Origin of the sequence: Veillonella parvula (assembly GCF_040097785.1) — a bacterium.
Taxonomy (GTDB): Bacteria; Bacillota; Negativicutes; order Veillonellales; family Veillonellaceae; genus Veillonella; species Veillonella parvula_D.
Genome location: NZ_JBBNNS010000006.1, coordinates 59,702 through 80,094, shown reverse-complemented (window position 1 = coordinate 80,094; position 20,393 = coordinate 59,702). Strand labels below are relative to the sequence as shown.

Below are 20,393 nucleotides of genomic sequence, written 5' to 3'. Positions count from 1 at the left end.
ATTTTACTCATTCATATATTAGTTTATGAAATTTTATTCATTTTTAATACAGGTTTATCTTTTTACAGTTTTTTTATGTGTAACTATGCTAAAAACGCAAACAAAAACGGATAGCTCATTACGAACTATCCGCTTATTTCTTTGGTGATCCAGGAGGGATTCGAACCCCCGACCCACGGCTTAGAAGGCCGTTGCTCTATCCAACTGAGCTACTGAACCATGTGGATTACCTATATAATTATCTATTATAGTATAAATTATGTACTATGTATCGTCAACTACACCCTATCTTAGTATACCCTAAAAAAGGCAAAAAAAAATGGAGCGGGTGAAGGGAATCGAACCCTCGCGACCAGCTTGGAAGGCTGGGGCTCTACCATTGAGCTACACCCGCAAATAAAAAATGGTCGGAGCAGCAGGATTCGAACCTGCGACCCCCTGGTCCCAAGCCAGGTGCGCTACCAAACTGCGCTATGCCCCGTCATTAATTACTTTGCTATTATAGCAAACCCGGTAGTTGATGTCAACCACTACTCTTGCTGAGTTCTTACTCTCTTGAGTATCGCTCTGCAACGAAAATTATTATATCATTGATAGAAACTAGTGACAAGTACTTTTTTACAACTTCATTAATTTTTTTACTGATACATTAATACATTCTTTAATATATATCTATCCTTACTTCTATTATCCTATACGCCTACGCCTCTATATCATTTTAATCTATAGATTATTCGCCCTAATAGTATAAAGCCAATCATATACTTAATCGATCATATAAAAACATGCACCCCTTTCGAGGTGCATGTTGTATTGTTCTATGGTTATATAAAATTATAAAATGCTAGTAAAGCAAATAAATTAACCTTCGTAGCTACCATCTTCTATTGCTTGAGGATTTTTAGCAATACCTTGTTTTACAGCAACTTCAGCAACTGCTTTAGCAACAGCTGGAGCTACGCGAGGATCGAATACGGATGGCATTACGTTTTCTTCGTTCAATTCACTATCAGGAATCAAGTGAGCCAAAGCGTCAGCAGCAGCTAATTTCATTTCATCAGTGATTTGAGACGCACGAACGTCGATAGCACCGCGGAATACGCCTGGGAATACTGCTACGTTGTTGATTTGGTTAGGAGCGTCGGAACGACCTGTACCAGCAACACGGATACCAGCAGCTTTCATATCAGCATATGTTGCTTCTGGGTTAGGGTTAGCCATTGCAAATACAATTGCATCGTCAGCTAAGCTTTCCAAAATTTCTTTTGTAAAAGCACCTGCTGCAGATACACCAAGAAGAATATCAGCACCTTTAGCATTTTCAGCCAAATCGCCATGTTTTTCTTCAAGTTTAAGTAAATCGATTAATTCAGCTTGTAAAGAGTCAAGACGTTTGTAGTCTTTATGCAATACGCCAGAGGATACCAACAATGTAATATCACGAGCACCTGCAAGGTATAATAAGCGAGCAATATTAGCACCCGCCGCACCAGCACCGTTTACAACGATTTTAGCAGTAGCTAAATCCTTTTTAACCAAACGAAGAGCGCCTTTTACACCAGCTAAACATGCGATAGCAGTACCATGTTGGTCATCGTGGAATACAGGAATTTCTAATTCTGCTTTCAAACGATTTTCAACTTCATAACATTTAGGAGAGGAAATATCTTCTAAATTAATACCAGCAAAGTTTTTTTGCAACAATTTTACTGTGTTGATCAATGTATCAGCATCTTTTGTATCTACAACCAATGGAATGCAGTCTACATCACCGAATTTTTTGAACAATAAGGATTTACCTTCCATTACTGGCAATGCTGCTGCAGCGCCAATATCACCAAGACCAAGTACACGAGTACCGTCAGATACAACGGCAACCATGTTGGAACGGCAAGTTAATTCGAAGGATTCTGCTTCATTATCTTTAATACGCAAACATGGTTCTGCTACACCTGGTGTGTAAGCTACAGATAAATCATGAGCGTCTTTTAATTCATATTTTGTTCCTACAGTAAGGAAACCTTTTAATTCACGTTTTTTTTGTACAGCTAATTCACGTACGTCCATAACAATTCTCCTTTGTGGATACACTCGGACTCTTTAGAGTCGGTAATTTATACCTTTAACTAATTGTATTATACAAAATGCTAAATCATAATTCAAGTTTTTTCGATATAGTTTTTTGAATTTTTTAAAAACAACTATCATTAAGCTCCCGTAGTAATAAAGATTAAGCTCCCGTAGTAATAAAGTAAATTATAAAAAAGTAGATAAACCATATAAAGCTTATCTACTTCAAATCTATCTTCGTATTATACGATAAAAGCTGTCACATCAATGTTATAAAAGCTGTCTTTAAGCTTTTACAGATGGCAAATTGCGTCCATAGAAGATTTCCATCATTTCTTGTTTTAATTGATGTTTAATTTGCTTGATTTCACGATCGCTCAACTCTGACTCAGTGATGCCAAAGAGATAATTATCTAAATCAAATTCTTTTAACATCATCTTTGTATGGAAAATATTTTCTTGATATACATTTACATCAATCATGTTGTACATGTTGCGAGTTTTTGCACTGATGTAATTTTGAATAGAATTGATGCGATGATCAATATAAATTTTCTTACCAGACACGTCCCGAGTAAAGCCACGTACATGATAATCCAAGGTAAGAATATCAGAGTCAAAACTTTGAATTAAATAATTAAGTGCATTTAGCGGAGAGATTTGTCCACATGTAGACACTTCAATGTCGGCACGGAATGTACTAATCCCTTTGTGCGGATGGCTTTCAGGATACGTATGTACAGTAAGATGCGATTTATCTAAATGCATAACTACATCTTCTTTTTCAATTTCCTCTTCAGAAATTAAAATCGTAACAGAAGCACCTTGTGGATCATAATCTTGTTTCGCTACATTAAGGATATTGGCGCCGATGATATGGCTAACTTCCGTCAAAATAGCCGTTAAACGATCCGCATTGTATACTTCATCAATGTACTGAATGTATTGTTTTTTCTCTTCTTCCGTACGAGTATAACAAATATCATAAATATTAAAACTCAATGTTTTCGTGAGATTGTTAAAACCATATAACTTCATTTTAGGCTTTGCTTTAACTGGTGTATCCATGATATGTCATAACCCTTTCCATGCATAGACTTATTATTCCTTTTGAAAGTTTCAAAACCGAAGCTTTCACCATATAACTAAACAATATCTTGTTTATACACAAACTCTACATCAAACTGTCCATTATCGTAGGTAACGATGGCAAAGGTACCACCGGAGCGATCACGAGCCAAAGAAATACTACCAGGATTTACAAATACCGCATCACGGGCACGAACCTCCCCATGATGATGGCTATGACCGGACACGATGAGTCGCGCACCCATGTCAGTTCCTAACTCAATCAGTTTTTGTATTCGATTATAATATGATACCTCATGACCATGTGTCATGTAAATATAGGTATCTTCAAGAGGAATTAATTGCTCTCGTGGTTCAAGCGGTTGCACCCGGTCGTTGTTCCCACGCACAGCATATACAGGAATATCAGTATGTTCCTGCATATAGCGTGCGTCATCTCCAAAATCGCCAGCATGAAGCCACATATCAATGTCTTGATCAGCGGTAGCAGCCAAGACGAGGTCGATATCCTCTAGATACCCATGAGTGTCACTTAAAATGCCAATTCGTTTCATTGTATTTAATCTCTAATGCCACTATATTATATATTTATATGAACTATACCATATAGTTCGAAAATATCAAAGTTTGTTAATTAATTCACGTAATGCACGGCCACGATGACTAATCGTTTCTTTCTCTTCTATACTTAGCTCTGCCATCGTCTTTTTAAACTCAGGCACATAGAAGTACGGATCATAGCCAAAGCCATTCTCCCCTTTTGGCTCATCTTGAACGAGTCCATCACAATAGCCTTCCGCAGTAACTTCTCGGCCATCAGGATAAACAAGCGCTAAAGCGCATACATAATGACCTGTACGGTTACTTTTCCCTTGTAGTTCACGAATTAACTTCTCGTTGTTTGCATTGTCATCACCATGACGACCTGCATAACGCGCAGAATATACACCTGGTGCACCATTGAGGACATCGACAGTAATGCCAGAATCATCAGCAAGGCATGGGCGATTCGTAGCCTTCGCATAGTAACGAGCCTTCAACAGAGCATTTTCCATAAAGGTTGTACCAGTTTCCTCAGGCTCCTCAATGGAAATCACAGCTTTTACAGGTACACAATCGATAGATAAATGGGAAAAAGCCTCAGAAAACTCACGAATTTTTCCTTTATTGCCTGTAGCAAGCACAATTTGTTCCATTTTATACCTCCGGAGCTGTAGGATACTCTTTACCTACTTTATCTGCTGTCGCACCAAGTACTTCACGTTGTTTAGCCATAAGCTCATCTGTAGCAGCCTCTGCTAAATCAAGTAAAGCGTTGAGCTCATCACGATTAAATATACCGTGTTCACCTGTACCTTGTACTTCAACCATATTACCAGAACCGGTACGGACTACATTCATATCTACAATGGCGGCACTATCCTCTTCGTAACAAAGGTCCGTAATGGGACCTTCAGGACCAATGCCTACGGAGATGGCTGCACAGAAGTCAGTAATTGGAAATTTGCCAGTTCCGCCAAAGGTGAAGTCCACCGCATCAACGAGGGCTACAAAGGCACCTGTAATAGATGCTGTTCGTGTACCGCCATCCGCTTGAATCACATCGCAGTCGATAGTGATAGAACGTTCTCCTAATGCTTCAAGGTCTACAACAGCACGCAATGCACGACTGATAAGGCGTTGAATTTCTACAGTCCGTCCTGTTTGTTTTCCCTTTGCAGCCTCACGGCTCACGCGAGTTTGCGTAGAACGTGGCAATAATGAGTATTCCGCAGTTACCCATCCTTGCCCAGAACCTTTTAGCCAGCGTGGCACAGAATCTTCAACAGTAGCTGTACAGATAACCTTGGTCTTACCACACTCAATAAGTACAGAACCTTCTGCAAACTCTGTAAAATTCCGTGTTATTTTAATAGGTCGCAATTGACCCGCTGTTCTATTATCGCTGCGCATAGGAACCTCGCCATTCTAAAACTAAATATTAGAACGCCCCTTACACAAAGGGGCGTTATTTCTTATATTATATCATAGTTTTTCTATTTTTCAGCATTATGAATCATATTATAATTTACGATTCTAACATGATAACTCGCATTATTATTTACGGAGATTAACATTATAATTCATATTGTCCGTCACCGAGTGGATCTACCACAACGTAACGGCTGGCTCCCCCTTCTGCTTTAGCTCGTTTTGCTTCTACAATAGCATCTTGACGCGTCCCTTCATCTGCTTGCCAAGGGATGAACATAGCATATACGCTTTGCGGCCCATACGGGCCGTATTGTCCTCGTGAAAGCACGCTATGCCAGCCTACCTTGTCTTCGTACATGCGCACCCTTTCAAGGCGCTCCTCTTGTACGCCCGTTTCATCGTAATACACATTGTAACGATTTGACCAAATATCACCTACACCAGCACGTTCTTCTTCTGCTATACGATATCGATTAGCCCATTGTACCTTCCACTTAGCGATAAGCTCATCTATATAATTTGTTACACTTTGACTTTGCTTATATTTAACAGGGTCAAAGGCAGGTTCTACGACCTTACTGTAATCAAGGCCTGCCATGGATAAAATGATACCTGTATTCACGTATGGTAATGCTTCCTGTACGGAATAGCCTCCTTCTAAGACTGCTATATCTGCTTGTAATAAATCGACTAGCTCTGCATAGCCCTTTGCAGTTACCTGCATATTAGCCAACGGATCACTAAAGTGATTATCTTGCCCAGCCGAATTAATGACAATATCTGGATCAAACTCTTCAAGGATAGGCAATACAAGCTCACGCATGACCTTCATCAAGCCTTCGTCACCGGTACCTGGCGGTAGTGGAATATCTATATTACCACCGATGGCCTGAGGTCCACCAAATTCATCCATAAATCCTGTGCCAGGATATAAAGTACGTCCATCTTGATGGAAGCTAATATACAACGTATCAGGATCATGGTAAAACACATCTTGAGAACCATCACCATGGTGTACATCGGTATCTACTACGGCAACGCGTTTGATTCCATAAGTTTGACGTATGTGTTGAATCATAACGGCTTCAATATTAATCGTACAGAAGCCACGAATACCATGAACCATAGCCATCGCATGGTGACCTGGTGGTCTTACTAACGCAAAGGCACGATCTACTTCACCACGTATGACCGCATCAGCTGCCGCAATAGCACCTCCAGCAGATACACGATGGGCTTCCGTCACCCAAGACTCTAAATCTGGAGCGCCAACGTGAACTCGCTCTATTGTATCCCAATCCGCTACTATTGGATTATATTCTCTAATATTGGGTATATCTAATAAACCTTCCTCTACGATTTGATCTCGCGTATAGAGTAAACGCTCTTGTCGTTCAGGATGTGTTTCAGAAATTTTCCAGTCAAAAGCAGGGAAAAAGACAAGGCCTAAACTGTGATGATATTTAGCTTTATTAATAGTAGAGCTCGTAGCCTCATCCTGTTTAGTATCCATATTCAGAATACCATGACGCTCTCGATAGGATAGTCCTTTATTCCACATAGTGTTTCACCCCCGCCGCCAGTTGTACTTTCACAGTAATTAAACGCTCCATAGATTGCCATCCCTCTACTACAGGGAAATCCTCAATGCTAATGACCTCTATCTCTTGCACCGTATCTAAACCTAAACGTATCGCCTCTTCACTAAGAGTTTCTTTTGCTCGTTCCACAACTTGTTCCGCTCGTTTCAAAGTACATTTTTGTTGTTTAACACCTAATTCAGGAATGACTAGCAACCGACGTTTTGTGTCTACATGAACAGTGAGTTCGATGGTAGATAAAGCTAGTGCAGCGCCTATAGCATTTGCTACGGCAGCATTCTCAGGAATCGTAACAGGTAACTCTAGATACTCCCCGATACTCGGACCTAAACTTGGTGCTGTGCCCCCTACCACAACGATATGTTCTGGTACAAATACATCAGGATTTACAATATCTGCTACCACATAAATAGGTCGTTTATTTTCTACTTTTACGACCTCGTTAATACCATGTTGAATCGTTTGCAACGCTTTTTCTACGATTAGTCGTGCTACATCAGAGGCAGTCTTAATAAGAGTTAATTGATTATTTGAAGTATTTACATTATTAGATCGTAATGTAGCCTGTATAGCATCCGCTAAATCTTGTAAAGCTCGTGATGCCAGATTAAAGTCACCATAGTTTGCATGACCGAGCACGATAAGTGCATCCCCCAAGGTAGGTTCTATCCCACCTAGAGCCACTGATGGTCCCACTCGTTCAGGACCTACGGTAAGATTACCATTTTTAAGGCGAATTACAGATTCCCCACCAATACCGACGGAAGTAACGGCGAAGGATCGCACTGCACTTGGATACTCACGGATAGATACACCATTTTTTGTCATCAATGGTTTACCATGCTTCCAAAGGGATATATCCGTTGTAGTACCCCCAATATCTAGAGCCACTGTATGCTTATTACCTATAACGCCGAGAGCCGATAGTCCAAGAACTGTTGCAGCAGGGCCTGTAAAGGCAGTCTCTACTGGACGACTCACCATATGCTCCATAGGTAGAGAACCACCATCGGCCTTTAAAATGTGAAGTGGAGCCAATATATTCCGTGCACTGAGAGCATCTTCAACATTTTTCTTAAACACCGTAAATACGGGTGTCACAGCGCTATTAAAATAAGCACTAATAGTACGACGAGGGAAATTTAAAGAACCACTTAATAAACTGCCATTAGAAATTGTATGATACGTATTTTTCAATTCCTCTGTAATAGATAGTTCTTCTTGAGGATTCCGCACCCCAAATTTAGCGGACACAGCAGCCAAATCGGTACCACTACGTGCTTGAACCATGTTGGCTATACCACGTACAGCATCAGCAGGGGTACGCTCTACAACGATACCTCTATGATCTGTATAACCTTGAAGATATATAGGTTCCACGGGGAATATATCATCTACATTACGGCCTGGACCTGTAATCACATAGAGATCTACTACTTGCTCCTTCGCTTCTACGATGGTATTTGTCACCACGGTAGTAGATAAGGTTACTTGTTCAATATTTGATGTATCATAGCCCTCCAAAACCGCATCTAAGGCCTCACCTATACCATTCATTAGATTATCCTTTGTAGTCCGCCTCTTCGCAGTTGCCACTACACGATGGGCATCAATGATAACCGCATCGGTAAAAGTTCCACCTACGTCTAACCCTAGTAACATATAACCTCCTTTTAGTATTAATAAAGAATCCATACAAACTCAAAACGTAGTAAAGAAAACTCCATTTAAGCTACCATATACTCTCTATTTGATCTAATATGCAATCCCTATTCAAATCTGCGTATAGTCCATATTCAGGCTCATTATATAAAAAAGCTGTACCCATCTCTATGTGATGAGTACAGCCTTCTGTTATTTACCAGATACAGATGCGTAATTTTTGATGATAACAATCGGAGTCATTTGACTATCGTTACCAAATGGATTATCAATCAACAATTGTGCAATTTTTTTAGCGTCAATTCCACGACTTGTACCTAAAATAGCGGACCGTTTCAAATCATTAACATCAGCTACAACGGCACCGTAACAACCAGTGCGAGATACAATTTTCTCAGCCACTTTATCCGGATCCTTTGGACCAAATACAATGTGCTTATCAAATGGAGGCATAGTCCCCGTTACATCATCTGTTAAGGATGCAGCCCGAGCAATTGCATAGAATACCCCTGGTTTACGGAAAATTTTAGCAATAGCGCCTAAAATAAAAGCACCTAATACCTTCCATTTACCATCCAAATTCATAGCCGATTGCATACCATAAATAGATGCCATGGATCCATCTGGATGGATAAAACGATTAATTAAACGAGCTTGCCAGCACACATTTAGCTCTTCAGGACGTGTAAAACGACCTTGCGTAATAGCTACTACAGATTCAGCAACGCATACGATATCTTCAGGTCCAATATTATGTCCGCCAAATTCAACGATAGCATCAACGATGTCATCATTATCTGTAAGGATACGTGTTGGCACACATACTAACTCTAATTCTGCCATTGTTATGCCTCCTTATTGAACCATTGCTGCTTGAACTTCTTCAGCAGTCAAACGAATACGCTGTTTATCAATATGATAGTCTGTCCGGCCTACGATTTGGTAGTAAATATCGATGTCCATATAAGGGAATCCCTTAATATCTTCTCGAATATTGCCAGTTTTACCTGTTAATGTAACATATACACGAATTGTGCCACCTTTGCGTGGTTTGATAATTATAGCTTCAAAATATCCATCTTGACGCGGACGATTAATATCCATAGCCCAAGCATTTACTTTAACGGCATCAAAATGTTCTTCCGGTAATAATGGACGTGGAAATAAGTCCATTATTGTGCCCAATTGGCGCCCTTTATTTACAAATGGTATATCACAGAACAAAGTAATGGACTCAAAACTACGATCAGACACTTGGAAGTTCGTTGCCCGTTTCGCTAATAAGACAATATTTTCATTACCTTGTTTCAACACAAACAAACGGAATAATAAGTACAGAGCTGCAACAGCCACAATAATAGCTATTACTGCACTGAGGATGTTATAAAACCACATAGGGTATCTCCTTTATAATGTAATATGTTCAATGGTACGACGGCTTGTATCAAGGAAGGATGCACTCAACGTATCACCAAGTTCGACATCCTTTGTAAAATACAATGTCACGGTGCCTACAGTATCTTGATGATTGAAAAGATTTTTACTCTCTAGTCTGTGACGAACCAATTCACTTGTTTCAAAAGCAGGATCAATGAACTGAATGCGACACGATGTTAGTTCCTCTAGTAAAGGTTGTACAAATGGAAAATGAGTACACCCCAAAACAACAACCTCAATTTCTCGAGATAATAAAGGTTCTAAATAATCCTTGCATACTTCACGAACAAAGTAATCATCTAAATGACCTTGTTCAATAAGCCCCGCCAACTCTGGACAAGGTTGTTCCCAAACAAAAACCTCATGATCAACTTCTAAAGCCACATGCTTATGAATATGACTATTTACAGTGGCCACGGTCGCCATAATACCGATAGTCTTGCTTTTACTTTTATTAATAGCTGTTTTTACACCTTGTGATACACCAATAACTGGCACAGATACAAGTTCACGTACCGCATCAAGAGCCACAACGGTGAAGGTGTTACAAGCAATCACCATCAACTTAACAGGCTGCTTTTCTAGCGTCTCCGCAATACGGCACGCTAAATAAGTGATTTCATCATCACTGCGATTACCTACAGGATTATTCGCATTATCACCGATATAGATAAAATCTTCGTTAGGAAATTGTTCTTGTAATACCTTTAACACAGATAGTCCGCCTACACCAGAGTCAAATACACCGATAGGCAATTGTTGTACATTACTCATGCGGCATCTCCTCAACAGCTGCTAACATAGGCAGATAGAAAGTATCGTCTAATCGCACAATTTTTCCTGTTAATTTTGACATAAAGGCGTTCTTAGTTTCCCCCGTAGCAAGTATTGCACCATCACTAGCACGGCGCATGCGATAGCGAAACACCATTTGAGCCCTCGTCATCTTAACCAAATACGTTTCGATGTGAAGTTCATCATCGAAATTCGCAGGTTCTTTATAATTGCAAGATACATTCATGATGGGAAATACAATATCCTCATTCATCATATCCCACAAAGTGACACCGATCTTACGAAGGAATTCAATGCGCGCCATTTCAAACCATCTAAAATGATTACTATGGTGAGCAATCCCCATCATATCAGTTTCATAAAATCGTACATTTACTGAAGCAATATGCATAAATTCTGTCCTTTTTAAATAGTATACAATTTTTATTCTATATCTATTACTTTAGTGTGTCAAATAAATAAAGGCAGTTCAATCACTATGGATCAAACTGCCTAAAATGGTAAAAGTTAGCGACTGCTACCAAATGGAAAGAATTTTTTTGCCTCTTCTTGATGACTCGTTTTGATATAACGATTCGCAATCTTAAAGGCTAATCCGAGTACTGCCACATCATCTACCCAACCTAATACAGCAATCGTATCCGGTACAATATCAATAGGTAATACCAAATATCCTAAGGCACCTGCAATGACCGCTTTTACATATTTGGGAGTGTCCTTGTCGCGAAAACAAAGGAACAAGGTTACTGCTTGTTGTACAAAGGCAAGTTTCTTACCATATCGACCAAGAAACCCTAAAAATCTTGATTCGCTAAAATACTTACCATATTTAATAATCTTAAATGGATTCATAGTAATAATAATCCTTCAGCGTTTATTTACGCAAACCGCCAATTTTATCTTTCGCTGTGTTAACAGTGTTTGTAGCAACATCTTTTGCTGTCTCTACAGCATCAGAAGCTTTAGTTTTTGCAGTTTCTACTGCTACCTGTGCAGAAGCTTTTGCTACTTCTACACCACCTTTTGCGAATTCTTTAGCTACTTCAATACCTTCTTTAGCAGAATCAAGTTTTTCTTTCGCTGCATCAGAAACCTTTGCTACAACTTCTGCTGCGTTATCATGAATTTGATATTTTGTTTCATTATTCCATTTATTGATGGCAGGTGTTACTTTTTCTTCGTAAACTTGCTTTAAAGATTCTTTAGCAAGACCTGTTTCATTAGCAATCCCAGCCCATACGTCACGTTGACCTTGAGTGAATGGAATACTAGCACTTGCATCACGAACGATTTCAGAAGCAATAGCTTTACCATTTTCAAGGAATTCAGCAACCATCGGTTTGTAACGTTCGATATCAGAAGGCATACCATCTTGAATCCAAATATTTGCAATTTTACCAATAGCATAAGTTAAACCGATAGCTACAGGAACGCGAACAGCTTTAATTGGAATTAGAAGGGATACTGCAGCTGTACCTACAGCTGTGCTAAGACCACCTACTAAACCAACTACAGCACCAGCTTGCAATTCTACGTCATAAAGATGAGCAATACGAGTTACCATGTACGTAGCATTGGCGCACAAAGCGACACTGCTGAATTTAGAGGATAATGCCAATGCTGCCGCACGACCTGCCCCCCAGAAAATAAATTGTTCAACTTGATAGTCACGATCTTGAGATCCATCCATAAGTGGCTCAAGTGTTACGCCATTATATTCTGCCATAAGTATTCTCCTTTGTTGTGAACCAACTATAGGTCTTATTATTAGTATTATTATACCATTCTATTGATAGAAGTGAAATGAATTTTTCTAATTATCCATATATAACAGCTTCTAATATTTTCTATATTACCAACTTGTGAGTCCCCCATCGATTGTCCATGCTGCACCTGTCACAAAAGAAGCCTTATTACTCAACAAAAATACAATTACTTCGCCAATTTCATGGGGCTTAGCAATGCGACCTAGTGGGTAATGTTGGCCCATTTCAGCCTTTGCAGCTGCCGCATCTTGATTGGCATTAGCAATCTGTTTGTCCACTAATGATGTATCTACATCACCAGGACACACACAGTTTACACGAACACTGTGAGGTGCCATTTCAAGGGATAGAGATTTTGTAAAGCTCACTACAGCCCCCTTTGATGCACCATATACAGAACACGCTACATTACCTTGTAAACCTGCATCACTAGCGATTGTTACAATACTGCCCTTTGATGATCGTAAATAGGGAAGCGCCGCTTGACATAAGAATACAGTACCTTTTACATTAGTCCCAAACATTTCATCAAAAGCTGCCTCTGTAACATCAGCTAGCAACTCTTCTTCATAGTAGCCTGCAGCTGTTACAAGAGCAGACACTCCACCAAACAAATCTACTGTTTCTTTTACAATTCGCTGACAATCCTCAATTTTAGATACATCACCTTGAATATATTGTACCTTAGATGAATAACGACGTAGCTTAGTTTTAGCCTTTTGACCAACTTTTTCATTTCTACCATTGATGACTACACACCAACCTTCTTTGAGTAAAAGCTTTGCCGTAGCAAATCCAATACCCGATGTACCACCACTGATCAATGCCACTTGTACATCACTTTTATGAGGCATACCTTGCCCTCCTATAAAGTTGAAACATAGTCATAGACTAATTTCAACAACATAACTGTCGTTACCGACAAGAATACAACTCGCACCAAAGATGAGCCTTTTGCAATGGCGAGGTGCGATCCTACATAAGCGCCAATAATTTGACCCGCCCCGGTGGCAAGGCCATACTTAACATTGACGTGTCCTAAATATAAAAATACCAATAAAGACGCCAAATTACTAGTAAAATTCAATATTTTTGCATTAGCAGATGCATGTAAAAAATCAAAGCCTGTAAAGATAAAGCCCATAATCAGAAATGTACCTGTACCAGGACCAATAAAGCCGTCATATATACCAATGCCAAGAGCAAAAGCCATACAAATATATAGCGCTTTTCCTGCTACCTGAGATGTACGATTGATTTCACCCCAGTCTTTTTTGAACACCACAAAGAGTGTTACACAAACAAGTAATATGATAATAATAGGCTTTACATATAGCGGTGGTAAAGAAACAACCGCCAAGGTACCAAGCATAGAACCCACAAAGGTAAAAGGCAGTAATTTACGAACTAGGGAAAAATCAACCATGTGATTTCTCAAAAATGTAATCGATGCACTGCCAGCACCAAAGATACTGGATAATTTATTACTGCCTAGAGCCACACTAGGTGGAAGATTTGTTAATAACATGGCAGGTACAGAAATGAGGCCTCCCCCGCCTACAATGGAGTCTACAAAGCCAGCAAACGCACCAGCTACGGCGAGTAAAACGAGTATAAGGATATCAAATGGTAAACCTGTTACCGTAATGAGCCACTCCATAATAAACCTCCTACAGATAGCACATCAACGGTCGCCAAAGGCCACCGTTGTCATGCTAATTTATTTTATTTTGCACCTAGACGATCGAGAGCCAATGTATAACCATCTGCACCATATACTAAACAGCGCTTTACACGACTAATCGTTGCAGTACTCGCACCTGTTTCTTCTACGATTTTCTCATAGCTATCCCCTGCGCGAAGCATTTTTGCTACTTGTAAGCGTTGAGATAATGCTTTTAATTCGTTAATCGTACAGATATCTTCAAAAAATGCATAGCATTCCTCTGTATTTTCAAGCGTTAAAATGGCGGTGAACAATTCGTCATTTTGTTGACTTCTCAATTTTTCATTGATACTCATAGGATCCTCCTACTTCTTATTCATCGCTTTAGACCAAGCATCACCAATCATTTGTACAACTTGTACCAATACAATCAAGATGATGATTGTAGTGATCATAATATCGGCTTGGAAACGTTGGTAACCATATCGGATAGCAATATCCCCAAGGCCACCACCACCAATAGCACCAGCCATCGCAGAGTAACCGATGAGGTTAACGATAAGAACCGTTACATTGTCAATAATTGTTGGCAATGCTTCTGGTAATAATACTTTCCAAATGATTTGTAATGGGCTTGCCCCCATGGATTGAGCCGCCTCGATAACGCCAAAATTGATGTCCTTAATAGACGTTTCTACAAGGCGTGCCAAAAATGGAATTGCCGCAATGGTCAACGGCACGCATGCTGCAGTTGTACCAATGGATGTACCTACCACCATACGAGTAAACGGAATGATAGCAACCATCAAGATGATGAAAGGTACAGAACGCGTTGCATTGACAATGGCACCCAATACTTTATTGAGTGTTACATTTTCCAAGATATGACCTTTAGAAGTAACAACCAGAACAACACCAAGAGGAATACCTAATAACATTGCCATTACAGTAGAAATTATCGTCATTTGCAATGTATCAAGGGTACCAGTTATGAGTAGATTAATGATTTGCTCTGACATAACCGATCACCTCGCTTTCAATTGGTAACGTTTTGATGTAGTCCAAACCTTCTTGCGCATTTTCTGGGTCACCATTCAAGATAACGATGAGGCGACCAACGCTCGTATTTTGGATGTAATCAATGCCGCCAAAAAGGATGCTTACATCTAAATTAAAGCGTCTCACAAGGCCTGCTACTACAGGCTCATCTGTTGCTTGTCCTGTAAATTTGAGGCGCACTAAAGGTGCTGTCCCTGCAATCCATTGATCATGTAATTCCAAGTGTTCCAATGCTTCTGGAGGTAAGTTATCACTCACTACAGAGCTAATAAACTCTTTTGTCGTATTTTCGCGAGGATGTGTGAATACTTCAACCGTGCTACCTTCTTCAAGTATTATGCCGCCTTCAATAACCGCCACGCGATCACAGATTTCACGGATAACGTGCATCTCATGTGTAATGAGCACAATAGTGAGCCCCATCTTCTCGTTAATATTTTTCAACAATTTCAAAATAGAATCTGTTGTTTGAGGATCAAGGGCAGATGTAGCTTCGTCACAAAGGAGAACCTTTGGATTAGACGCTAAAGCACGAGCAATACCAACACGTTGTTTTTGACCACCAGACAATTGAGATGGATAGTTGTTCATCCGGTCTGTAAGGCCTACGATATCAAGAATTGGCGTAATGCGTTCCTTGATTTCAGATTTGCTCATTCCTTGTAATTCCAACGGAAATGCCACATTGTCATATACGGTACGAGAGGACAATAGGTTAAAATGTTGGAAAATCATGCCAATATCTTTGCGCGCTTTACGCAAATCAGATTTGCTAAGTGTTGTTAAATCTGTACCATTTACGATAACAGAGCCAGATGTAGGTGCTTCGAGCATATTGATGCAACGAATCAATGTGGATTTACCGGCACCGGATTGACCGATAATGCCAAAGATTTCGCCTTCTTTCACATTTAGGCTAATATCTTTCAACGCTTCCACACGAGTAGCGCCTTCATAGACTTTACTAATGTGTTCTAATTGTATCAAAATAATTTCCTTTCTTAAGGTAAATGTTTAACATTTGATGAAAGCAGCTTATCTATCAAGGTAGTCCTTCTTCCATCAATTTTTCTAGTGCTTCGCGTAGACGAAGTGTAATAGCACCTGGTTTACCACCAGATACTGGATTTCTGTCTAGCTTAGTAATTGGGATGACACCACCAATTGTATCGGTAAAGAATAGTTCGTCCGCTTCATCTACAAAGGTGCGGTCAAATTCTTTCTCAATAATGGTAATACCTAAAGATGGTGCTACACGGGTTAAGATCATTTGGCGCGTAATACCTTTTAAGATATGATTATCCGCTGGATGCGTGTACAAGATACCATCTTTAACAGCAAACACATTAGATGTAGCGCCCTCTGTACAAATGCCATCACGGAACAAGATGGCTGTATAGGCAAATTTCTTTTCTGCTTTTGTTTGCGCCAAAATATTCGGGATCAAGTTAGTGGTCTTAATATCTACATGTTCCCAACGTTCATCAGGCAAAGCTATCGCTTTTACACCTTCACCCAATTTATTGACTTCATCTAAATCCAAGGTACGGATAGACATAAGCATTTGTGGTTCTAATTTAGAGCGATCATAAGCATGATGACGTGGTGCTACACCACGAGAGATTTGTAAATAAATATAGCCCTCTTTGATTTCACTTTGCTCGATCAAAATTTCGTGCAATTCTGTCAAATCATCAGGGGTCATTTTTACAGGGATATCCATTTCACGCATAGAGCGATACAAGCGATCTTGGTGGTAAGACAAAGCGAAGCAACGGCCTTTTACGACGCGAACAACTTCATATACAGAGTCACCAAATAAATAGCCACGGTCATCAATGCTGATAACTTTGGCACCTGGTTCGACGAATTCACCGTTAAAATATGTTAATTCTTGCATAGGAGCACCTCTTTTTCTATTTCGTTACTCTATCAAGTGGTAATCATCATGGACTTATTATAACACAATTACTTTCAAATTTTCACACTTTACTTTGTGAAAGATATTAATTCGATATACAAAAATCCGCTAGGATACCATAGTTAAAAACTATATCCTAGCGGATGTATAACAAATATTATTTTAATACTAAATCAGCACTACAGAAATAACTAAAACTAGGTACACCATTAGAGTACTAGTACCAATTAGGTTTCTCTATACAATAGTTCCCATACTAGACTAATGCCCCAGTATAAATTTACGGATAGATTTAGGCATATAATTAAGAGCCACCGTAGACAAATAGGATAATCCCAACGCCATAATATACATAATTAACACGTTGGACACCGTATACAAGAGATTATATTTAGCCATCACACCCGAAATGATTAACAACCAAAATGGATGTGATAAATAAATACCATACGATTTATCGCCTATCTCAGACCAAATGGACTCCATCGTCACATTCATAGGTAGCCTTTGGAATAGGAACAAACTAAACATCGTTCCCAATCCTGTATAAAGAACGCCCATAGGACTCATTTGATGTACCGTGTAAATTGCTTCTAACACAGTGTAATGCCATACGTCCATGACATAGTAATAGGAGCCAAGCATCAACAATATGGAGCTTACCGCGCTGACGCCTAAAAGGTAACGATAACGCCACATATATTCGCAGACGGGTTCATATCGTTCAGCACATACGGCACCTAAAAGGAAAATCCACACATAATGAATAACCCAATAGTTGAGTCGCATATCAAAAAGATATTTAAGAACTGGCTGATTGCTTAGATTTTCTGTTACCCAACGGCCAAGCATGTAAGACGAAACATAATCGATACCAACTTGGATGACAAATAGTAACACCAACCAAAATACAGGCCGTTTTAAGATGACTTTCACCATGGCCCGCCATAATGGCATCATCACGTAGAACCATAGCAAAATAACCATAAAATATAGATGATACATAGAGGTACCAAAGAGTAGATTTATCGCCAACGGCCCTGGATGTAAATTGCCAAGGTTATGAGCTGTCATCCCTGTATATAGCAAGTAAAAGATGGACCACGTAATATATGGAAATAGCACCACCTGAATGCGGCGGTGCATAAATTCCTTATATGAGAATGGTCCCTCTACCGAGGTATGATAAAACAAGCCAAATGCAGAGAGGAAGAAAAACGCAGGCACTCCAAAGCGAGAGAGAATTTCTAACACGCTGATGAGTTCTAAATTTACAAAAGGATTTTGCAATGCGTAAGATCCTACATGAATGCCGATAACACCGAGCATACAGAGGCCTCGCATATAAGTAATTTCCGGTAAAAACGCTTTTTTCATAGCCATTGCCTATTCACTATTGACCAGGTGCCACTGCAGGTGTCGGTACCACACGTGGACCTTGAGACTCTGTAGCTGGTTGTTTAACTACCGGAGATGTAGATGTAGGGGGTTGAGGTGTTGCAGCTTTTTCAGGTTGTGCCGGTTGAGCTGGTACAGCCTGACCATTTGCTTTAGCAGCCGCTTCTGCCTTAGCCTTAGCTTCTGCTTCAGCCTTAGCTTTTGCTTCAGCTTCTCGTTTCAAGCGTAATTCTTTTTCAAGTGGTACCACTGGTTTGTCATAAACAGTGATATCCGTTTCAAATAGACGTCCCCATGGGAATGTAGCTTTTACTGTACGAGGATTGATTTTAAGGTATTTTTCAGCGAAATCTTGAATGCGTTCACCTAAATAACTTTCAAGACGTTCATTTAATTCACCAGAGTAACGAACATTGTCTGTTCTGATAGAATCTTGCATACGATAAATATCTTTGCGGATATTTGCTTGATATGCCCAGTTATCCAAATATTGTTGCGTCAACATATCACGATGACCTTCTGGACTCATAGATTTAAGCAATAATCCTTGAGCAATAGCGTAACCTACTGTGTTACTTGCTGTATTCCAACCATTATACGCACCGATTTTGTACAACAAATCTCGTTTATACATAGCGGATACCAATGTATTATCTGCGCCATTATTGAAAGCAATATCTGCAACGCTTACGTTCACACCAGAGTCAACAGCTTGTTGAATGCGATCTACGAAAGCATTTGTAGAGTTAGAGATCATTGGGAAGTTTTCGAAGTTTTCAGACTCGCCTGTACTCGTAGTAAGAGGTGTATTAACAGCCAATAATACAGTTGGTTTACCTTGTGTCACCATCGTGCCACCTACAGCCTCAACGTGTTGAGCAATTGTTTTATCAATCGTTTGATCTTCGTAACCTGGTAATGTTTTACCTCCGCCACCGAGTGGATAAATTACGGAGAATGTAGGTTTTTCTGTGCTCACATCGGTACGGGAACGCGCCATCAATAAGAGACCAAGTTGGTCAGCACCAGGGAAGCTACCGTATTTTTCAACAGAAATATCCTTGGAATATTTGTTAAGGTAACGACCTTCTAGAGCGGATTGAGATAATTGAGATGTATCATCATGACCTAATGCAAAGTAGTCGAATACACCACTGCGAGTTTCATCAATCAACTCTTTGTTGATTTTCATATTTTTTTGACGGCGGTCAAACCAGTCTTGCAAGTATTCCACAGGAACAGAGGCTTGTAGGCTCATCAATTTTTGAGTTTCTTCTTGCGTTAAAGAGCCAGAATCTAATTTATCTTGTAATGCAGCGATTTGGAAGATAGTTGGGCCATATTCCGCATAGTAGGCCGGTTCAGTACCACCACCACTCGCGCGTGGGGAACGCATTACGGTACCAAATCCATAGATGCGTACATTTTTATTACGCGCTTTTAAACCTTCAATACGTTTCAAGCGATTTTGCAATGTGCTAAGAGGAATATTATGTTTACGAGAATCTACAAGACCTCCATAAATAAGAGTATCTGTACTTAATACCATAACATCAGCACGACCTGCATTTTGCTCTACCCAAGCCATAATTTGATCAGCTTGACCTTGGTACGTCTTACCAGAAATCAAGTGTTGAGGTGGTGTCAACACAGTCATACCCGCCTCACGAGCTGTATCAACTGTATATTGCAAACTTACAGGACGATCATCTTGAGGTACATATAATACGGTTTCTGCATCAATTTTGATGGATGTACCTGTAGCAATGGCTGTAACCATTAATGCTACTTTCAACCATTTATTTGTCATAAAGCAAATCTCCTTCTGTGTACACGAGTACTCTCGACTCGAAAATTAACTCTTATATAATACTCTTTTTTTCTGACACTTTTATGAAATACTTAATAGTATAATTATATCATTTACCTGTTATTTCTCAAATGCAGTGCCTTTA

21 protein-coding genes and 3 tRNA genes are annotated in these 20,393 nt (G+C 39.7%); all 24 read right to left on the bottom strand.

Annotation, left to right across the window (positions count from 1 at the left end):
* Nucleotides 1–142 precede the first annotated feature (142 nt).
* The 24 genes from AAA071_RS09305 to AAA071_RS09190 all read right to left on the bottom strand — a co-directional run bounded on the left by AAA071_RS09305 (nucleotide 143) and on the right by AAA071_RS09190 (nucleotide 20,248).
* Nucleotides 143–219: transfer RNA gene (locus tag AAA071_RS09305), tRNA-Arg, on the bottom strand.
* 101 nt (nucleotides 220–320) lie between these two features.
* Nucleotides 321–394 (bottom strand) — tRNA-Gly (locus AAA071_RS09300).
* Nucleotides 395–404: 10 nt separating this feature from the next.
* Nucleotides 405–481 (bottom strand) — tRNA-Pro (locus AAA071_RS09295).
* 380 nt (nucleotides 482–861) lie between these two features.
* Entirely contained in the window at nucleotides 862–2,067 is a 1,206-nt protein-coding gene (locus tag AAA071_RS09290; RefSeq protein ID WP_004693580.1) for an NAD(P)-dependent malic enzyme, read from the bottom strand.
* Between the two features lie 288 nt (nucleotides 2,068–2,355).
* Nucleotides 2,356–3,138, bottom strand: coding sequence for an adenosylmethionine decarboxylase (speD, locus tag AAA071_RS09285; protein WP_008715652.1), 783 nt, complete (start codon nucleotides 3,136–3,138; stop codon nucleotides 2,356–2,358).
* 77 nt (nucleotides 3,139–3,215) lie between these two features.
* Nucleotides 3,216–3,713 carry a metallophosphoesterase family protein gene (locus tag AAA071_RS09280; RefSeq protein WP_004693585.1) on the bottom strand — a complete coding sequence of 166 codons (498 nt, stop codon included), beginning with the start codon at nucleotides 3,711–3,713 and terminating at the stop codon, nucleotides 3,216–3,218.
* 66 nt (nucleotides 3,714–3,779) lie between these two features.
* Nucleotides 3,780–4,355, bottom strand: a complete 576-nt coding sequence (locus AAA071_RS09275; RefSeq protein ID WP_004693587.1) for an XTP/dITP diphosphatase — start codon at nucleotides 4,353–4,355, stop codon at nucleotides 3,780–3,782.
* Between the two features lies 1 nt (nucleotide 4,356).
* Nucleotides 4,357–5,112 carry a ribonuclease PH gene (gene rph / locus AAA071_RS09270; RefSeq protein WP_302132462.1) on the bottom strand — a complete coding sequence of 252 codons (756 nt, stop codon included), beginning with the start codon at nucleotides 5,110–5,112 and terminating at the stop codon, nucleotides 4,357–4,359.
* A gap of 163 nt (nucleotides 5,113–5,275) precedes the next feature.
* Nucleotides 5,276–6,694, bottom strand: coding sequence for a histone deacetylase family protein (locus AAA071_RS09265; RefSeq protein WP_038125832.1), 1,419 nt, complete (start codon nucleotides 6,692–6,694; stop codon nucleotides 5,276–5,278).
* Nucleotides 6,684–8,396, bottom strand: coding sequence for a hydantoinase/oxoprolinase family protein (locus AAA071_RS09260; RefSeq protein WP_278466847.1), 1,713 nt, complete (start codon nucleotides 8,394–8,396; stop codon nucleotides 6,684–6,686). Before AAA071_RS09260 ends, AAA071_RS09265 begins: the two co-directional genes overlap by 11 nt.
* A gap of 192 nt (nucleotides 8,397–8,588) precedes the next feature.
* The gene (locus AAA071_RS09255; protein WP_004693597.1) at nucleotides 8,589–9,239 is read right to left on the bottom strand and encodes a coenzyme F420-0:L-glutamate ligase; all 651 of its coding nucleotides are present in this window, start codon (nucleotides 9,237–9,239) and stop codon (nucleotides 8,589–8,591) included.
* A gap of 12 nt (nucleotides 9,240–9,251) precedes the next feature.
* Nucleotides 9,252–9,791 (bottom strand): hypothetical protein, encoded by a 540-nt coding sequence (locus AAA071_RS09250; RefSeq protein ID WP_004693598.1) that lies wholly within the window; start codon nucleotides 9,789–9,791, stop codon nucleotides 9,252–9,254.
* Between the two features lie 12 nt (nucleotides 9,792–9,803).
* Nucleotides 9,804–10,607, bottom strand: a complete 804-nt coding sequence (murI, locus tag AAA071_RS09245; protein WP_012863984.1) for a glutamate racemase — start codon at nucleotides 10,605–10,607, stop codon at nucleotides 9,804–9,806.
* A complete protein-coding gene (locus AAA071_RS09240; protein WP_012863983.1) occupies nucleotides 10,600–11,019 on the bottom strand; it encodes an acyl-CoA thioesterase in 420 nt (139 codons plus the stop codon). The genes murI and AAA071_RS09240 overlap by 8 nt, the downstream gene beginning before the upstream one ends.
* A 116-nt stretch (nucleotides 11,020–11,135) precedes the next feature.
* Nucleotides 11,136–11,480 carry a YkvA family protein gene (locus AAA071_RS09235; protein ID WP_012863982.1) on the bottom strand — a complete coding sequence of 115 codons (345 nt, stop codon included), beginning with the start codon at nucleotides 11,478–11,480 and terminating at the stop codon, nucleotides 11,136–11,138.
* A 22-nt stretch (nucleotides 11,481–11,502) separates the two neighbouring features.
* Nucleotides 11,503–12,354 carry a hypothetical protein gene (locus AAA071_RS09230; RefSeq protein ID WP_077708199.1) on the bottom strand — a complete coding sequence of 284 codons (852 nt, stop codon included), beginning with the start codon at nucleotides 12,352–12,354 and terminating at the stop codon, nucleotides 11,503–11,505.
* A gap of 126 nt (nucleotides 12,355–12,480) precedes the next feature.
* Nucleotides 12,481–13,248: an SDR family NAD(P)-dependent oxidoreductase gene (locus AAA071_RS09225; protein ID WP_021147817.1), complete on the bottom strand. Its 768-nt coding sequence runs from the start codon at nucleotides 13,246–13,248 to the stop codon at nucleotides 12,481–12,483.
* A gap of 11 nt (nucleotides 13,249–13,259) precedes the next feature.
* Nucleotides 13,260–14,054 (bottom strand): TSUP family transporter, encoded by a 795-nt coding sequence (locus AAA071_RS09220; RefSeq protein WP_316581492.1) that lies wholly within the window; start codon nucleotides 14,052–14,054, stop codon nucleotides 13,260–13,262.
* A gap of 65 nt (nucleotides 14,055–14,119) precedes the next feature.
* Nucleotides 14,120–14,416, bottom strand: coding sequence for a YerC/YecD family TrpR-related protein (locus tag AAA071_RS09215; RefSeq protein ID WP_004693609.1), 297 nt, complete (start codon nucleotides 14,414–14,416; stop codon nucleotides 14,120–14,122).
* Between the two features lie 9 nt (nucleotides 14,417–14,425).
* A complete protein-coding gene (locus AAA071_RS09210) occupies nucleotides 14,426–15,079 on the bottom strand; it encodes a methionine ABC transporter permease (protein ID WP_316581491.1) in 654 nt (217 codons plus the stop codon).
* Entirely contained in the window at nucleotides 15,060–16,106 is a 1,047-nt protein-coding gene (locus AAA071_RS09205; RefSeq protein WP_039965347.1) for a methionine ABC transporter ATP-binding protein, read from the bottom strand. The genes AAA071_RS09210 and AAA071_RS09205 overlap by 20 nt, the downstream gene beginning before the upstream one ends.
* A 55-nt stretch (nucleotides 16,107–16,161) precedes the next feature.
* Entirely contained in the window at nucleotides 16,162–17,019 is an 858-nt protein-coding gene (locus AAA071_RS09200) for an aminotransferase class IV (protein ID WP_008602746.1), read from the bottom strand.
* Between the two features lie 282 nt (nucleotides 17,020–17,301).
* On the bottom strand, nucleotides 17,302–18,423 hold the full coding sequence (locus AAA071_RS09195; protein WP_221741310.1) for an acyltransferase: 1,122 nt from the start codon (nucleotides 18,421–18,423) through the stop codon (nucleotides 17,302–17,304).
* Nucleotides 18,424–18,433: 10 nt separating this feature from the next.
* Complete coding sequence (locus AAA071_RS09190; protein WP_278470473.1) at nucleotides 18,434–20,248, bottom strand: DUF4127 family protein; 1,815 nt, start codon at nucleotides 20,246–20,248, stop codon at nucleotides 18,434–18,436.
* Nucleotides 20,249–20,393 lie beyond the last annotated feature (145 nt).

Coding starts and splice junctions, on each gene's coding strand:
- AAA071_RS09290 (WP_004693580.1), bottom strand. CDS start 2,067: ATGGACGTACGTGAATTAGCTGTACAAAAAAAACGTGAATTAAAAGGT.
- speD (WP_008715652.1), bottom strand. CDS start 3,138: ATGGATACACCAGTTAAAGCAAAGCCTAAAATGAAGTTATATGGTTTT.
- AAA071_RS09280 (WP_004693585.1), bottom strand. CDS start 3,713: ATGAAACGAATTGGCATTTTAAGTGACACTCATGGGTATCTAGAGGAT.
- AAA071_RS09275 (WP_004693587.1), bottom strand. CDS start 4,355: ATGGAACAAATTGTGCTTGCTACAGGCAATAAAGGAAAAATTCGTGAG.
- rph (WP_302132462.1), bottom strand. CDS start 5,112: ATGCGCAGCGATAATAGAACAGCGGGTCAATTGCGACCTATTAAAATA.
- AAA071_RS09265 (WP_038125832.1), bottom strand. CDS start 6,694: ATGTGGAATAAAGGACTATCCTATCGAGAGCGTCATGGTATTCTGAAT.
- AAA071_RS09260 (WP_278466847.1), bottom strand. CDS start 8,396: ATGTTACTAGGGTTAGACGTAGGTGGAACTTTTACCGATGCGGTTATC.
- AAA071_RS09255 (WP_004693597.1), bottom strand. CDS start 9,239: ATGGCAGAATTAGAGTTAGTATGTGTGCCAACACGTATCCTTACAGAT.
- AAA071_RS09250 (WP_004693598.1), bottom strand. CDS start 9,791: ATGTGGTTTTATAACATCCTCAGTGCAGTAATAGCTATTATTGTGGCT.
- murI (WP_012863984.1), bottom strand. CDS start 10,607: ATGAGTAATGTACAACAATTGCCTATCGGTGTATTTGACTCTGGTGTA.
- AAA071_RS09240 (WP_012863983.1), bottom strand. CDS start 11,019: ATGCATATTGCTTCAGTAAATGTACGATTTTATGAAACTGATATGATG.
- AAA071_RS09235 (WP_012863982.1), bottom strand. CDS start 11,480: ATGAATCCATTTAAGATTATTAAATATGGTAAGTATTTTAGCGAATCA.
- AAA071_RS09230 (WP_077708199.1), bottom strand. CDS start 12,354: ATGGCAGAATATAATGGCGTAACACTTGAGCCACTTATGGATGGATCT.
- AAA071_RS09225 (WP_021147817.1), bottom strand. CDS start 13,248: ATGCCTCATAAAAGTGATGTACAAGTGGCATTGATCAGTGGTGGTACA.
- AAA071_RS09220 (WP_316581492.1), bottom strand. CDS start 14,054: ATGGAGTGGCTCATTACGGTAACAGGTTTACCATTTGATATCCTTATA.
- AAA071_RS09215 (WP_004693609.1), bottom strand. CDS start 14,416: ATGAGTATCAATGAAAAATTGAGAAGTCAACAAAATGACGAATTGTTC.
- AAA071_RS09210 (WP_316581491.1), bottom strand. CDS start 15,079: ATGTCAGAGCAAATCATTAATCTACTCATAACTGGTACCCTTGATACA.
- AAA071_RS09200 (WP_008602746.1), bottom strand. CDS start 17,019: ATGCAAGAATTAACATATTTTAACGGTGAATTCGTCGAACCAGGTGCC.
- AAA071_RS09195 (WP_221741310.1), bottom strand. CDS start 18,423: ATGGCTATGAAAAAAGCGTTTTTACCGGAAATTACTTATATGCGAGGC.
- AAA071_RS09190 (WP_278470473.1), bottom strand. CDS start 20,248: ATGACAAATAAATGGTTGAAAGTAGCATTAATGGTTACAGCCATTGCT.